General features: G+C 71.9%; 13 protein-coding genes. 8 read left to right on the forward strand and 5 right to left on the reverse strand.

Annotated features, from left to right (window positions below):
• Window positions 1–62: 62 nt before the first annotated feature.
• The 3 genes from IE94_RS0109420 to IE94_RS0109430 are packed head-to-tail and all read right to left on the reverse strand — an operon-like array spanning window position 63 to window position 2,798.
• Entirely contained in the window at window positions 63–1,382 is a 1,320-nt protein-coding gene (locus IE94_RS0109420) for a GH1 family beta-glucosidase (RefSeq protein ID WP_030180998.1), read from the reverse strand.
• A gap of 57 nt (window positions 1,383–1,439) precedes the next feature.
• A complete protein-coding gene (locus tag IE94_RS0109425) occupies window positions 1,440–1,706 on the reverse strand; it encodes a protealysin inhibitor emfourin (RefSeq protein WP_030181000.1) in 267 nt (88 codons plus the stop codon).
• Between the two features lie 21 nt (window positions 1,707–1,727).
• Window positions 1,728–2,798, reverse strand: coding sequence for a M4 family metallopeptidase (locus tag IE94_RS0109430; protein WP_030181004.1), 1,071 nt, complete (start codon window positions 2,796–2,798; stop codon window positions 1,728–1,730).
• A 351-nt stretch (window positions 2,799–3,149) separates the two neighbouring features.
• Here IE94_RS0109430 and leuA point away from each other — a divergent pair, with 351 nt between their 5' ends.
• On the forward strand, window positions 3,150–4,871 hold the full coding sequence (leuA, locus tag IE94_RS0109435; protein WP_030181007.1) for a 2-isopropylmalate synthase: 1,722 nt from the start codon (window positions 3,150–3,152) through the stop codon (window positions 4,869–4,871).
• A 184-nt stretch (window positions 4,872–5,055) separates the two neighbouring features.
• A complete protein-coding gene (locus IE94_RS0109440; RefSeq protein ID WP_030181010.1) occupies window positions 5,056–5,751 on the forward strand; it encodes a TerB family tellurite resistance protein in 696 nt (231 codons plus the stop codon).
• On the opposite strand, the gene IE94_RS0109445 is transcribed toward IE94_RS0109440, so the two are convergent.
• Window positions 5,748–6,293: a GNAT family N-acetyltransferase gene (locus IE94_RS0109445; RefSeq protein ID WP_030181013.1), complete on the reverse strand. Its 546-nt coding sequence runs from the start codon at window positions 6,291–6,293 to the stop codon at window positions 5,748–5,750. The two genes, IE94_RS0109440 and IE94_RS0109445, sit on opposite strands and share 4 nt — an antisense overlap.
• Window positions 6,294–6,545: 252 nt before the next feature.
• On the opposite strand from IE94_RS0109445, the gene IE94_RS0109450 reads away from it, so the two are divergent.
• From IE94_RS0109450 to IE94_RS0109475, 6 genes are all read left to right on the forward strand, one after another.
• Window positions 6,546–7,319 (forward strand): SCO2525 family SAM-dependent methyltransferase, encoded by a 774-nt coding sequence (locus IE94_RS0109450; RefSeq protein ID WP_030181016.1) that lies wholly within the window; start codon window positions 6,546–6,548, stop codon window positions 7,317–7,319.
• Between the two features lie 83 nt (window positions 7,320–7,402).
• A complete protein-coding gene (locus IE94_RS0109455) occupies window positions 7,403–9,247 on the forward strand; it encodes an SCO2524 family protein (protein ID WP_030181018.1) in 1,845 nt (614 codons plus the stop codon).
• A 2-nt stretch (window positions 9,248–9,249) separates the two neighbouring features.
• Window positions 9,250–10,167, forward strand: a complete 918-nt coding sequence (locus IE94_RS0109460; protein ID WP_030181021.1) for an SCO2523 family variant P-loop protein — start codon at window positions 9,250–9,252, stop codon at window positions 10,165–10,167.
• Window positions 10,164–11,129, forward strand: coding sequence for an SCO2522 family protein (locus IE94_RS0109465; protein ID WP_030181024.1), 966 nt, complete (start codon window positions 10,164–10,166; stop codon window positions 11,127–11,129). Before IE94_RS0109460 ends, IE94_RS0109465 begins: the two co-directional genes overlap by 4 nt.
• Window position 11,130: 1 nt before the next feature.
• Window positions 11,131–12,111, forward strand: a complete 981-nt coding sequence (locus IE94_RS0109470; protein WP_030181027.1) for an SCO2521 family protein — start codon at window positions 11,131–11,133, stop codon at window positions 12,109–12,111.
• Window positions 12,112–12,174: 63 nt separating this feature from the next.
• Entirely contained in the window at window positions 12,175–13,290 is a 1,116-nt protein-coding gene (locus IE94_RS0109475; protein ID WP_030181030.1) for a hypothetical protein, read from the forward strand.
• Between the two features lie 31 nt (window positions 13,291–13,321).
• Here IE94_RS0109475 and IE94_RS0109480 read toward each other — a convergent pair whose 3' ends face one another.
• The gene (locus IE94_RS0109480; RefSeq protein ID WP_030181032.1) at window positions 13,322–14,821 is read right to left on the reverse strand and encodes an alpha/beta hydrolase; all 1,500 of its coding nucleotides are present in this window, start codon (window positions 14,819–14,821) and stop codon (window positions 13,322–13,324) included.
• Window positions 14,822–14,885: the final 64 nt, after the last annotated feature.

Genomic DNA, 14,885 nt, shown 5'->3' on the forward strand with positions numbered 1-14,885 from the left:
CCGCGTGACGGGTGTGTCTGCTGACTCCAGCGTACGACTCCCCGCCGACAGCACCGAGGGGTTTATCCGACCGGTGCCCGCCGCTGCTCGGCGAGCAGCTCCCGGAACCAGCCGTAGGACGCCTTGGGCGTGCGCGCCAGCGTCTCGAAGTCCACGTGGACCAGTCCGAAGCGGCGGGCGTACCCCTCGGCCCACTCGAAGTTGTCCAGGAGCGACCACACGAAGTACCCGCGCACGTCCACGCCCGCCTCCACCGCCCGGTGCAGGGCGCGGACGTGTCCGTCGAGGTAGGCGATGCGGTCCTGGTCGTCCAGGCCCTCGTAGGAGCAGCCGTTCTCCGTGATCACGACCGGTGGGAGCCGGCCCGCGTAGCGCTCGCGGAAGCCGGTGAGCAGCTCCGTCAGCCCCTCCGGGACCACGGGCCAGCCGAAGTCCGTCCGCGGCCGGCCCTCGATCTCGCGCACCGAGAAGGGCAGTTCGGCCGGGAGCGTCACCCCGCCGAACTCGATCTCCGCGCCCTGCGGGGCACCCACCCGGGTCGGCGCGTAGTAGTTCACCCCGTACCAGTCCAGCGGCTCGGCGATGACCTCCAGGTCGGCCGCCACGTCGCCGGGCATCAGCTCGCCGACGCCCTCCGGGTACCGGCCGGTGAGGAGCGGGTCGGCGAACAGGCGGTTCAGCAGGAGGTCGTAGAAGTCCGCCGCCTCCCGGTCGGCCGGGGCGTTCGAGGCGGGCCAGGTCGGGCCGTGCGAGTTGGCGATCCCGATGTCCGTGGCGCCCTCGGCGCGCAGCGCCCGTACGGCCAGGCCGTGGGCCAGGAGCTGGTGGTGGGCGGCCGGCAGGGCGTCGAACAGCAGCTCGCGGCCGGGGGCGTGGATGCCCAGGGCGTGGCCGAGCAGGGTGTGCTCGGCGGGCTCGTTCAGGGTGATCCACTTGCCGACCCGGTCGCCGAGGCGCCCCGCGACGGCCGACACGTACTGCGCGAACCGGGCGGCCGTGTCCCGCTCCAGCCAGTCCAGGCCGGCCGGCAGGTCCCAGTGGAAGAGCGTCGGGACCGGGCGCACCCCCGCCGCGCAGAGTTCGTCCACCAGGCGGTCGTAGAAGTCCAGGCCGCCCGGGGAGCCCACCCGGGGCCAGGAGACCGAGAAGCGGTACGCGTCCACGCCGAGGTCCGCGAGCAGGGCGACGTCCTCGCGGTAGCGGTGGTAGTGGTCGCAGGCCACCGCCGCGGTGGAGCCGTCCCGCACCCGGCCGGGCTCGGCCGTGAAGGCGTCCCACACCGACGGTCCCCGCAGCGCTGCCGCACCCTCGATCTGGTGCGCGGACGTGGACACGCCCCACAGGAAGCCGTCCGGGAACCGGGGCATCGCGTCAGTCGCCATGCGCGGATCATCCGTACCGCCGGTAAGGGAAGTCAACGCCCTTGCACGCGCGCGGTGTTACGCGCCCTCCTTCAGCACCCGCGAGATCAGCCTGCGCTGCTCGTCGGTGAGCCGGGGATCGGCGGCGTACACCGTCCTGCCGTCCACCGTGAGCTGGTAGCTGAACCCGTCCGGGACCCCGACCGGCGGGGTGCTGCGGCCGTCGGCGACCGCCCGCTCGGCCAGGGCGTGCCACTCGTCCGCGTCGGGGCGTCCCGCGGTCTCGACCTCCGCGTGGCGTTCGATGCCCGCGAAGCCTCCTGTGCGCCTCACCTGAATCCGCATGGACCCGTGTCTAGTACGGAACTACGGCGTCCGCACCCCGACCTGCTCCCAGGCCTTGCCGACCGCCTCCAGCTCGTCCCCGTCGCCGTAGCGCTCCCGGGCGGCCTGAACGGTCAGCGTCGCGAAGTCCGCGAACAGCGCGTCCTCGGCCAGCTCGCCGCCGGTCAGCACGTCGTACCAGATCTGCCCGGCCCGCTCCCAGGCGTGGCCGCCGAGCGCGGTGGCGAGCAGGTAGAAGGCGTGGTTGGGGATGCCGGAGTTGATGTGCACGCCGCCGTTGTCGCGGCCGGTGCGCACGAAGTCGTCCATCGTGGCGGGCTGCGGGTCCTTGCCGAGCACGTCGTCGTCGTAGGCCGTGCCCGGCGCCTTCATGGAGCGCAGCGCCTCGCCCGTCACGCGCGGGGCGAGCAGCCCGGCGCCGATCAGCCAGTCCGCCTCGGCGGCGGTCTGGCCCAGCGAGTACTGCTTGATGAGGGAGCCGAAGACGTCCGACACCGACTCGTTGAGGGCGCCGGGCTGGCCGTAGTAGGTCAGGTTGGCGGTGTGCTGGGTGACGCCGTGGGTCAGCTCGTGACCGATCACGTCCAGGGCGATGGTGAAGTCGAGGAAGATCTCCCCGTCCCCGTCGCCGAAGACCATCTGCTCGCCGTTCCAGAACGCGTTGTTGTACTCGCGGTCGTAGTGCACGGTCGCGTCCAGCGCCAGGCCCGCGCCGTCGATGGAGTCGCGCCGGTACACCTTGAGGTAGTGCTCGAAGGTCGCGCCCAGGCCCGCGTAGGCGCGGTTCACGGTGGCGTCCTGGCCGGGCTCCTCGCCCTCGCCGCGCACCTTGCGGCCCGGCAGGTCGGTGCCGTGCCGGGCGTCGTAGACGGTGCGCTGCGGCTTCTCGGCCTCGGCGTCCGCGCGCGGGGCCACGGAGGGGGCGCCGATGACGGTGGTCAGGCCGCGGCGGGTGCGTTCGAGGGCGTCGCGCTGGAGGGTGCGGCGGGCGGGCCCGGCGAGCACCGGGTCCGTGTTCCGGGCGAGCCGGTCCAGGACGTGGGGCGGCACGATGGTGCAGAAGACGGGCTGGAAGCCCCCGTATGTCGTCATGTCCGGCACTTTCGCACTGTGTGACCGCGCTGTCACTACCCGCAACCACGATCGGTGCACAGGGGCGCCAAGGTGTCCCGTGATCAGGCCGGAAGTGGTATGCCGCACTTTTTGTCCCGGTCGCCCCTCCGGTCCCGCATACTGATACGGACCCGCGTGACCCGCGTGACTCGGCTAAGGTGCTGGGCATCATGCGATTCGGGCTGCTTCTCCTTAGCTGCCGCGGCGAGGGCCTGTAGAGGCCGACTCCCTCCCCGCGGAGCTTGGTGGTGCCGTCGGCCGTCCTTCCGGACACGCGGACGACGCGGACACCGCCGAGATCCGCGGACATCACGAGGAGCCCACGCCATCATGGCCAACCGCCAGCAGCCCAGCCCCATGCCGACCGCCAAGTACCGCGGCTACGAGCAGGTCGACATCGCCGACCGCACCTGGCCGAACCAGCGCATCACCACCGCTCCCCGCTGGCTCTCCACCGACCTGCGCGACGGCAACCAGGCCCTGATCGACCCCATGTCGCCGGTCCGCAAGCGCGCCATGTTCGACCTGCTGGTCAAGATGGGCTACAAGGAGATCGAGGTCGGCTTCCCGGCCTCCGGGCAGACCGACTTCGACTTCGTGCGGTCCATCATCGAGGACCCGGACGCCATCCCGGACGACGTCACCATCTCCGTACTGACCCAGGCCCGCGAGGACCTGATCGAGCGCACGGTGGAGTCCCTGAAGGGCGCCAGGCGGGCCACCGTCCACCTGTACAACGCCACCGCCCCCGTCTTCCGCCGGGTCGTCTTCCGCGGCTCGCGCGAGGACATCAAGCAGATCGCGGTCGACGGCACCCGTCTGGTGACGGAGTACGCCGAGAAACTGCTGGGCCCCGAGACGGAGTTCGGCTACCAGTACAGCCCCGAGATCTTCACCGACACCGAGCTGGACTTCGCCCTGGAGGTCTGCGAGGCGGTGATGGACACCTACCAGCCCGGTCCCGGCCGCGAGATCATCCTCAACCTGCCCGCCACCGTGGAGCGTTCCACGCCCTCCACGCACGCCGACCGCTTCGAGTGGATGGGCCGCAACCTGTCCCGCCGCGAGCACGTCTGCCTGTCCGTCCACCCGCACAACGACCGCGGTACGGCGGTGGCGGCGGCCGAGCTGGCGCTGATGGCCGGCGCCGACCGCATCGAGGGCTGCCTGTTCGGGCAGGGCGAGCGCACCGGCAACGTCGACCTGGTCACCCTGGGCATGAACCTGTTCTCCCAGGGCGTCGACCCGCAGATCGACTTCTCCGACATCGACGAGATCCGTCGCACGTGGGAGTACTGCAACCAGATGGAGGTCCACCCGCGCCACCCGTACGTGGGCGACCTGGTCTACACGTCCTTCTCCGGCTCCCACCAGGACGCCATCAAGAAGGGCTTCGACGCCATGGAGGCCGACGCGAAGGCCAAGGGCGTCACCGTCGACGACATCGAGTGGGCGGTCCCCTACCTGCCGATCGACCCCAAGGACGTCGGCCGCTCCTACGAGGCGGTCATCCGCGTCAACTCGCAGTCCGGCAAGGGCGGCATCGCCTACGTCCTGAAGAACGACCACAGCCTGGACCTGCCGCGCCGGATGCAGATCGAGTTCTCGAAGATCATCCAGGCCAAGACCGACGCCGAGGGCGGCGAGATCACGCCGGCCGCGATCTGGGACGTCTTCCAGGACGAGTACCTGCCCAACCCGGACAACCCCTGGGGCCGCATCCAGGTGGCCAACGGGCAGACCACGACCGACCGCGACGGCGTCGACACCCTCACCGTCGAGGCCACGGTCGACGGCACGGAGACCACCCTGGTCGGCACCGGCAACGGCCCGATCTCGGCGTTCTTCCACGCGCTGCAGGGCGTCGGCATCGACGTACGGCTGCTGGACTACCAGGAGCACACGATGAGCGAGGGCGCCTCCGCGCAGGCCGCCTCCTACATCGAGTGCGCCATCGGCGACAAGGTGCTGTGGGGCATCGGAATCGACGCGAACACCACGCGCGCCTCGCTGAAGGCCGTCGTCTCCGCCGTCAACCGCGCGGCTCGCTGACCAGCCGAATCAGCGGTTTGAGGTCCCGCCCGCCGGACACCGGTGGGCGGGACCCCGTCATATACCGGCCATATATCTGTGATGGTCACGGAAAGGTCTCGTCCTGGGTACTGACTCCACGTCGGTGATGTGGCTAACATCACGCCAGCGCGACGATGCTGTCGCGCCGTTATGGAGGTGCGACGTGCTGCCTGGACGGGGACGAACCAGCCGAGCTGCCCGGCTGCCACGCATCCTGGGCACCCGCACCGCGTGGACGCCCGTCGGCGACGGCGAGTTCTTCTGCCCCGGCTGCGGCGGCGACCGCAACTACACGCGGCTCACCGGCCGCCGCCGCTTCACCCTGCTCGGCGTGCCCGTGCTGCCCCGCGGGGAGTCCGCGCCGACCGTGGAGTGCACGGCCTGCCGCCGCCACTACGGCACCGACGTCCTCGACCACCCGACCACCACCCGCTTCTCCGCGATGCTCCGCGACGCCGTCCACACCGTCGCCCTGGCGGTCCTGACCGCGGGCGGCACCTGCTCCCGCACCTCGCTGGAGACCGCGACCGTCGCGGTGCGCGCGGCCGGCTTCGAGGACTGCACCGAGGACCAGTTGAACGCGCTCGTCGAGGCGCTGGAGGCGGACACCGGCCGGGTCCGCGGCGAGCCCTGCGTACCGGGCCTGGCGATAGAGCTGCACGAGGCGCTGGACCCGCTCGCGCCGCATCTGGCCACCGTCGGACGCGAGTCGATCCTGTTGCAGGGAGCCCGCATCGCCCTGGCCGACGGTCCCTACACCCCCGCCGAACGCGACGCCCTGGCCACCGTCGGCGCGGCCCTGACCCTCTGCTCCGACGACGTGACCCGCCTCCTGGAGTCGGCCGGCACGCCGTCCTAGTCCGGCACGAGGTCCAGCCGCATGATCTGGCGGTGCATGCCCGGGCCGAAGTAGTCCGGGCGCAGGCCGCCGTCGGGCTCCTCGGGGCGGAAGCCCAGGGAGCGGTAGAGGAAGATCGCGGCGAGGTTGGCGGGCTCCACGGTGAGGCGGACCACCTGGATGCCGTCCCGGCGCAACCGGCTCAGGACCTCCCGCATCAGCTCCCGGCCCAGCCCGTGGCGGCGCCGGTCCTGGGTCACGCACAGCCCGAGTATCCAGCTGTCCGCGCCGAGCGTCCGGGTGGCGGCCAGCACGTAGCCGCGCAGCCGGCCGGTGCCGTCGTCGAGGACCAGGAAGTGCTCCTCGTACATGTCGAAGAGCTGGCGCAGCAGGAAACCGGGATAGGCGAATTCCTGGAAGACCTCCTCGTCCAGCCGCCGCAGCTCCGGCAGATCGGGCTCCCGCGCCGTGCGCAGCTCCAGTGGCAGGTCGTCCGGTGGCGCACCGGGGCGGGTGAGCTGGTCGCGGTGGTCGAGGGAACGTTCCAGCGGTTCGGCGGTCATGCAACCCCCTGGTCAGACTGCGTCAACTCGTGGACACGCGCGCCGCTCCCGATCGAGTGATGGACTCGTGTGGCGGCCGGTGTCTGCTTCTGGCTAGAGTGAGCGTCCAACTTCCCTCATGCAAGGGCGAGTTCGGGTGTGCGACCATGCGCCCGACGTGCGCCGGGCGGATGAGGATGGCGTATTCCTCCACTGTTTCGTAGTGGCCGGGTCACTTACCGTGAACGGTAATGGGGGTTTGTCCAAAATCGAATGGAACGTGGCAGGGTGACTATGGATCGCAACGCCGACGCGCCGTGGTCGAAGTTCGATCCAGAGGTGTACGTCGACAACAACTACCGGACACCACTCGAAGTGGACCTGCTGATCGTCCGGTTGATGCGCGACTACTTCACCCGCTGCTTCGAGGGAGCGCCCCCGCGCTCCGCACGCGGCATCGACGTCGGCGCCGGGGCGAACCTGTACCCCGCCCTGTCCATGCTGCCCTGGTGCCAGGACATGCTCCTGCTGGAGTACGCCCACCCGAACGTCGAGTACCTGGAGAAGCAGGTCTCCCCGGCCGGGTACGACATCGCCTGGGACCCCTTCTGGGACGTGCTGCGCGAGGTTCCCGCCTACGCCGCCGTGGAGCCCAGACCGCGGGTCAGCGAGATCGTCGACGTGGAGCGCGGCAACCTGTTCGACCTGGAGGGCGGGGACCGGCGCTGGTCGCTGGGGACCATGTTCTTCGTCGCCGACTCCATGTCCGAGGCGCCCGAGGAGTTCCACCGGGGGGTGCGCTGCTTCATGAGCGCGCTCGGCGAGGGAGCGCCGTTCGCCGCCGCCTTCATGAAGGAGTCCGTCGGCTACCGCGTCGGCGCCCACGACTACCCGGCCTACCGGGTGAACGAGGAGACGGTCGGACAGAGCCTGGCGCCGTTCACCGGGGAGCTGGAGATCCACGATCTGCACCACTCGGTGCGGCCGGGGCACGAGGGAATGCTCCTCGCCCTGGGACGGCGCAATTCGGCGATTGCCGCCCCGTAGGAACGGGGACATGCTCAACGGGGACCATCGCAACGGGGACATGCCGAACACAGGGCAACGAGATCTGTACGAGGGGTGCGGGGATGCAGATCAAGCCACGCCAGCACCTGCTGGACATCTGGCAGGCCATGGCCCGTCATTCGTTCGACGACGGCAAGCTCGTCCGGGGGGACACCGACGGACTGAGCAGTGTCGCGGACGCCGAGCGCCTGCTCTGCCTGCTGTATCCGGCCACCGAGGTCCCCGCCTTCCGTCTCGACCAGCCGGACACCACCGAACGTGACGTCCTGCGCGCGCTCGAACGGGTCGGCAGCAGGCTGGAGATCCCGCCCAACCTGATCGCCGCGCTGACCCAGTTCATGCGCACCCACACCGGCACGGACGACAGCCCCACCTTCTCCGGCGGGCACTACTTCCGCCCCTCCGGGCCCGGCAGCACGGTCAGCCACGAGCAGCGCCAACTGGGCGTCGTCGACTCCTACTCCATGTCCGTCACGCTCTGCCTCGCCACTCTCGGCTTCCTCAAGGTCTACGAGGGCACCACCACCCGGCCCGAGGTCCTGAGGGCCATCGCCGAGCTGCGGGAGGCCACCAACGCCCGGCTGACCTCCGCGATGGTCAGCCTGCTGCGGTCCTTCTCCGTGAACGTCTTCGACGCCGAGTCGGAGCAGGGCAAGCGGCTGATCCAGGTCATCGGCCAGGGCGGGCAGTCCGACCGGATCGTCCTCCAGCAGTTCTCCCGCCGCTTACGCCCGCTGCGCGCCACCATCATCGAGAGCCTGTCGCGCGGCATCCAGGTCGACGAGGGCATCCGCGACGAGAGCCAGCTCTTCGAGTGCGGCTGGGCCTGGGGCATCGTCAAGGACGCCCCGAAGATCACCGACCTGACCGTCGACGTCCCCGGCCAGCCCGACGGCGTCGCCGACCGGCTGCCCTACGTGTACTTCACCGTCGTCGCCCTCGACGGCATCCAGGACCTGTTCTCCGACCGCACCCTCACCCTCGGCCTGCTCGACGAGGACCAGCAGAAGCTCGCCGAGATGCTGCGCCTGCGCTGGGAGCTGAGCCAGCAGTACTGGTCCGCGATCGCCCGCTTCGGCGGAGAGCGCTGGCCCCTGGAGGACCTGCCCTGGCAGACCACCGGCCTGCGCCTGGAGTCCGAGTACTTCTCCCTGACCGTCGCGGCCATCGTGGTCCACGACCTGGTCCGCCGGAAGGCGACGGACGACGACCTCACCCGCACCGTCGCCATCATGGAGCGCCTCGCCGACCGGGGCCGGGTCACCAGCCGCATGACCAAGAACGACCCGACCCTCCGGCTGCACACCCCCGGCGTCACCATGCCGCTCGCCGGGTCCGAGCGCACCGGCGACCCACTCCTGTGGCGGATGACCGACTTCTCCGCCCAGCTCCTCAAGCGGATCATCCAACTCGCCGAACTCTCCCGGAACATCGGCGCCCAGGACCGCCTGCTCCGCCTCGCCGAGCAGTCCTTCGAGCACCTGTGGAGACGGCGCATCGACGAGGAGGAAGGGGCCGGCCTCTGGGACAACATCCAGGCCGTCTACCCCGAGGCCCAGGACGCCGGACTGCGCCTGTCCTGGAGCATCACCGAGCGCGTCACCGAATGCCTCGTCGCCGCCCGCATCCTGTACGAGCAGGAGCCCATCCGCAGCCCCGAACTCGCCGAACTGGCCCGGGAACTGCTCAGTGAGGCCACCCACCTGTTCGGCAGGGAGCAGCTGGAGGCGTCCGCCGCCGCCGACGGAGCCAGAGCCAGGGCCATGCGGAGCATCGAGAGCCGCCTCGACCACGCCCGCAGCCTGGTCGACGACCGGCCCGCGACCGCCTTCGCGCTGGCCCTGCCCGTCCTCCAGGAACTCGACACCCTGGCCCAGGCCAGGGGCGCGGCCGCCCAGGAGGTGTGAGCGTGCTGGTCTTCGCCGCCTCCGACAAGGGAGGCACCGGACGCTCGGTGACCAGCGCCAACCTGGCCTACCAGCGCGCCCTCACCGGTGACCACGTGGCCTACGTCGACTTCGACTTCGGCTCGCCCACCGCCGCCGCCGTCTTCGACGTGCCCAGCGCCATGCGGGGCACCGAGGAGCGGGGCCTGCACTCCTACCTGGAGGGCGAGACCGCGGAACCGGTCCGCATCGACGTCTGGCGGGAGACCGAGCACCCCCTGCTGCGCGCCCGCCCCAACCAGTCCGGCCGCCTGGTGCTGTTCCCCGGCGACGCGGGCGGCGGCGAGTTCGCCACCGGCGAGGAGGCCCTGGAGCGCTGCGTCGACCTGCTGCTCAAGCTCAACGGCGAGTTCGACGTCACCTTCGTCGACCTCAGCGCCGGCCGCAGCTACGCCGTCGACATGGTCCTCGACGCCACCGCCCACCCCCGGATGCGCAACATCCCCTTCCGCTGGCTGGTCTTCCACCGCTGGACCCGCCAGCACGTGATCGCCGCCTCCGGACTCGTCCACGGCGAGCACGGCATCATCGGCGGCGGCGTCGAACGCGGCCACGACGAGGACGCCCTGCGCGCCGCGATCCGCTTCGTGCGGGCGGCGGTGCCCGACCCCGAGTCGCCCCTGTGGTCCCAGGGCTCGACCGCCCAGGCCACCTGGATGCAGGCGTGCGACGAGGCGCTGCGCCGGCTCGCCGCCGAACAGCGCATCGGCGACAGCGTCGTCCTCGGCATCGTGCCGCTGGAACCCATCCTCCAGTGGCAGGAGCAGCTGATCACCGAGGAAGACGTCCTCTCCACCCAGATAGCGAACAAGGAGACCCTGGAGGCGCTGGAGGAGATCGCCCGGCGCCTGACGGACGACACCCACTGGGGGCGGCTGTGACGGAGCCCGTGTTCCGCGAGACCGCCGCCGAGCCGCGCACCCAGTCCGTGCCGCTGGCCCACCTCTCCGTGGAGCTGGGCCACCTCTACATGGAGGACTTCGAGGCCGGGCCGCAGCGGCTGCGCGCGCACTTCGCCGAAGTACGGCCCTGGGTGGAGGCGGCCCGCGCGGCCGCCACCGTCCGGGCCGGCGGCAAGCGGCCCCGGATCAGCACCTGCTTCCTCATCGACGACTACTTCACCCGCTTCTCCACCCCCGCCGAGGTCGTCCCGATGCTCCTCGCGGAGGCCGAGCGGGCCGGGCTGACCGTCGACTACCTGGCCCGCGAGTCCGGGTGCGCCGTCACCGGCAAGGTGCCCGTCGCCGAAGCGGTCGCCGCCCGCATCGTGGAGTCCCCGCCGCCCGGCAGCTACGGTCTGCGCCCGCCCGCCGCGCAGACCGGCTGGCTCGCCAACGGCGAACGCAGCCCCGTCGCCCGCGCCCCGCAGGCCATGAAGCGGGCCGTGACCTGGCAGCCCCCGCACGAGACCGCGGCCCGCCGCCACTCCGTCTTCCTCGACGTCGAGCTGTGGAGCGACGACGCCGACGGGCAGCGCCTGTGGTCCTGCCCCTTCCTCGCCGCCGTGTGGCAGCTCGCCCGCCTCGGACTCCTGCGCAACGAGGGCGAGGCCGTCCTCGTCCCCCAGCCGCACTCCGCCGCCGGCTTCCCCGACAAGTGGGACGAGCTGCCCACCCTGCTGAAGCTCAACGAGCGCGCCGACCCCTTCGCCGCCTACCGCACCTGCTCCGTCCTGCCCACCCGCTTCCTCCCCGTCGAACACGCCGTCCGCGTGATCCTCGACCAGATCGAGGTCGACCCGGGGGCACTGGCACAGGTCGCCGACCGCTCCGGGAAGGAACGCGTGCCCGTCCCCGCATCGGTCGCCGACCGCATCTCCTACGTGTACTACGCGGGGCTCTGACATGGCGCCGCGGCAGAGCACCCCGCCCGCCGTCCTCGCCTGCGGTGAGATCCGCACCTGCCTGCTGCCCGCCCGGCAGGCCCTCGACATCCGTTCCGCCGCCCAGCTCCTCGGCCTGCGCGCCGACGAACGCGTCCTGCTCTCCGAGCGTCCCGGCCTCTACGCGCGTTCCCCCGACACCCTCACCGGCGTCGACTGCCCCCTGCCCAGCGCCAACGGCGCCCGGGTCCGCGCCGTGGGCACCGTCACCGCGCACGCCGCGCTCACCGAGGGCCGCGTCCTGCAGACCTCCGCGTACTGCCGCCTGCCCGGCGCCGGCCCCGACCAGCGGCGGCCCTGGGGCGAGTACCTGGTGCGGCCCGGAGTCGTCGAGCCGCTCGGAAGACTGCCGTACGAGGCGGTCGCGCAGGGCGTCCTCGGCGGCCCGTGCCACGGCGACCTCGACGTCGGACTCATCGCCGACGGCCTGCTCACCCGGGTGCTGCGCCACCCCCTGCTCGACCAGCGCCCGCCCTTCCGCTCCCGCCCCACCCGGCTGCGCTGGGCGGCCCTGCCCGCGGCCCCGGGTGAAGGCCCCTCGCTGGAACGGTTCACCCTCGCCGAGGACGAGCTGCGCACCGTACGCCTGCGCGTGCCCGAGGGCACCACCGGCACCGAACTCGCCGCGCTCTGCGACGACCTGGCCCTGCACGACTGGCTGCTCACCACCGTCGTCCGCATGCTCGACGGCCTCCGCCTGGGCGCCTCGGCCGCCCACGACGCTGGTGCCGTGGTGCGGACGCTGCGCCCGGCCGTCGACCACCTGCTCCACCTGTGGATGCCCGGCGCCCGGGTCGGCCGCGAACTGGCCGCCCTGTGGGACCCGCTGGAGGAGCGGCCCGGCTTCACCCGGCAGTGGCAGGCCCTGGTGCAGCGCATCCGCGACCAGCTCACCCTGCACGCCATTCCCGCAGCCCACCGGGAGGTGGAACCGGCTCCCTGACCGAGCCCCGCCGTCCGGCACGCCCGTCACCGCACGCACATCCCAACGGGGGGAGAGAGCGAGATGAGCACGGCACAGTCACCCCGACCCGACGACACGCCCCGCACGACCAACCCGATCGACCCGAGGGGGGAGTCCGCCTGGCCCCGCATGGTGCTGGTCGCCCTGGTCGTCGGCGGCCTCTTCTGGAGCGTCGCGGCCCTGCTGGACCCGGACGACGGCACCCCGCGGCAGTTCGTGGCCGCCGTGCTCTGCGCCGCCGCGGCCCTCGCCGTCCAGTACGTCCTCGGCCTGGCCCCGCGCCCGGGACCCGACCGGCTGGAGGAGCACACCCGGCGGGTGGAGGACGCGCTGGCCGGGAACACCGCCGCCGTGCGCGACGGACTCAGCCGGTACGACACCGAGCTGAAGTCGGGGCTGACCCGGCACACCGAGGACGTCAAGCAGCTGGTCGAGACCCATGTGGCCCAGGCCGACCACCGGTCCGCCGAGGCCGCGCGCACGCTGGACCCGGTCCGTATCGACAGCGTGCCCGACCTGGCCAAGGGCTTCGCCGACGTCCTGCTGCCCAGCCCCTCCATCCTGCACACCTTCGTGCACCTGGAGATGTCCCGGGTGGTCGGCCACATGGCGGACCTCACCAACCTGAGCGCCGAGTGCCCCGGCGAGAACCACGACTGGATGCTCACCCTCACCCGCGCCGCCGAGCAGTCCATCCTCGCCACCAGCACCTCCGTCGACCGGCAGTTCTGGAACAGCGAGCCGGCCGGGCGCTACCTCGACGCGCAGCAGGCGGCCATCGACGAACAGGGCGTCGCCGTGCGCCGCCTGTTCCTGCTGGAGAGCGCCCGCGAACTCGACGACCGGCTGCTGCGCCTGTGCGAGGAGCAGGAGCTGCGCCGCATCGACGTCCGCGTCGCGGTCCTGCCCGAGCTGCCCCCGCACCTCCAGCGCGGCACCACCAACGACTTCATCCTCTACGACGAGGAGGTGTCGTTCGAGATCGAGCAGGACCTGCGCGACGTCAACGTCCGCACCCGGCTCACCGCCCGCCAGGACTACGTGCGGGACCGGCTCAAGCGCTTCCGGGAACTCTGGGACGCGGGCATGGGCCTGCGCGAGCTGGAGGTGCGCGTCGACGACGAGGAGGACGGCAACTGGATGGTCGACCGGGCCTGACGCCGGGCGCGGGTCGGTCGCGGCAGACGTCTCAGTCGCAGTGGACGTCCGAGCCCGGCCGCTGTCCGGTCGCCAGGAACCGGGAGACCGTGGCGTCCCCGCAGGCGTTGCCGTTGGCCAGGTAGGCGTCGTGCCCGGTGGAGTCCACGGTCACCATGACCGCGCGCCGGCCGAGGGCCTCACGCAGCTTGCGTGCGCCGGTGAGCGGGGTGGCCACGTCCCGCTCGTTCTGGACGAGCAGCACGTTGGAGGGACCGCGGTCGGTGATCCGCACGGGGGCCTCCCGCGGCGGGTAGGGCCACGCCGCGCACAGCATCGCGTTGCGCGGCATGCCCGCGGTGAGCGGGTACTCGGCGCGGCTGTCGGCGACGTCCTTCTCGTACGAGCCCGCCGAGCCGGGCCAGGCGACGTCGTTGCACAGCACTCCGGCCCCGACGGCGGCGACGTTCTGCAACACGGCCTCGGGCGGCGCCTGGGGGGCGGGCGGCACGGTGCCCCGCTCGGCGGCCAGCATCAGCTTGGCGAGCGTCGGGAACCTGCTGGGGGAGTAGAGGCTGTCCAGCATGGTCTGCCGCAGCACGTTGCCGTTCAGCTCCGCCGGATTGGCGCCGGGCCACGGGATCGGCTCCCGGTCCAGCCGGGCGGCCAGCCGCAGGAACAGCGGCCGTACGTCGGCGGCCCGTTGCGCCACCCGGTCGGGGTTCCCGGGCCGGGAGGCCCATGCGGCGAACTCCGGGAAGGTGTCCTCCACGCCCTGCTCGTGCCCGGCGAGCCAGGCGCGTGCCACGCGGGTGGGGTCGGGGTCGTCGTTGCTGTCCAGCACGATCCGGTCGGTGCGGTCGGGGAACAACTGCGCGTACACGGCCCCGACATACGTCCCGTACGACACGCCCCACGCGGAGATCCTCCGCTCGCCCAGCGCGGCCCGCAGGCGGTCGATGTCGCGGGCCTCGTTGGCGGTGCTGAGGTGTTTGATCAGCTCGCCGCCGTTGTGCGCGCAGGCGTCGGCCATGCGGCGGGCGGTGTCGAGGTTCGCGTCGATCGAGCCGTCGGGAGCCGGCCAGGGGCGGAGCTTGGAGGTGGCGAGGTCGCCGTACTCCAGCCCGCAGTCGACGGACGTGGACGGGGCGAGCCCGCGCGGCGCGAACCCGATGAGGTCGTGGCCGTCCCGGACGTCCTGGGGGAGCTTCTGCCCCTTGCCCGAGGGGTCGTTGAGGCTGGACCCGCCCGGCCCGCCGGGGATCAGGAGCAGAGCCCCGCGCCGGGACCCCGGCTTCTCGGCGGGGATGCGGGAGACGGCCATCTCGATGCGGGGGCCGTCGGGATCGGCGTAGTCCATCGGCACGTCGAGGGTGGCGCACTCCTGCCGCGGATCGAGACCGGTGCCCTCGCAGGCCGACCAGGTGAGGGCTTCGGGCCCACTCCCCGTCGTCGCGGAGGCGGCCACCGGCGCGGTGACGCCCAGGAGGGCGGTGGACACGCCGACGATGGCGGCGTTGCGGATGCATCTGCTTCGCTTGCGCTGCGTCATGCAAGGAGCCTCGCGGAAGCGCGGGGGTCGCCCCATCCGGGCAACAGCCTGAAAGATCCTGGGG

This window comes from Streptomyces violaceorubidus (genome assembly GCF_000717995.1).
In the GTDB taxonomy this organism is placed as follows: Bacteria; Actinomycetota; Actinomycetes; order Streptomycetales; family Streptomycetaceae; genus Streptomyces; species Streptomyces violaceorubidus.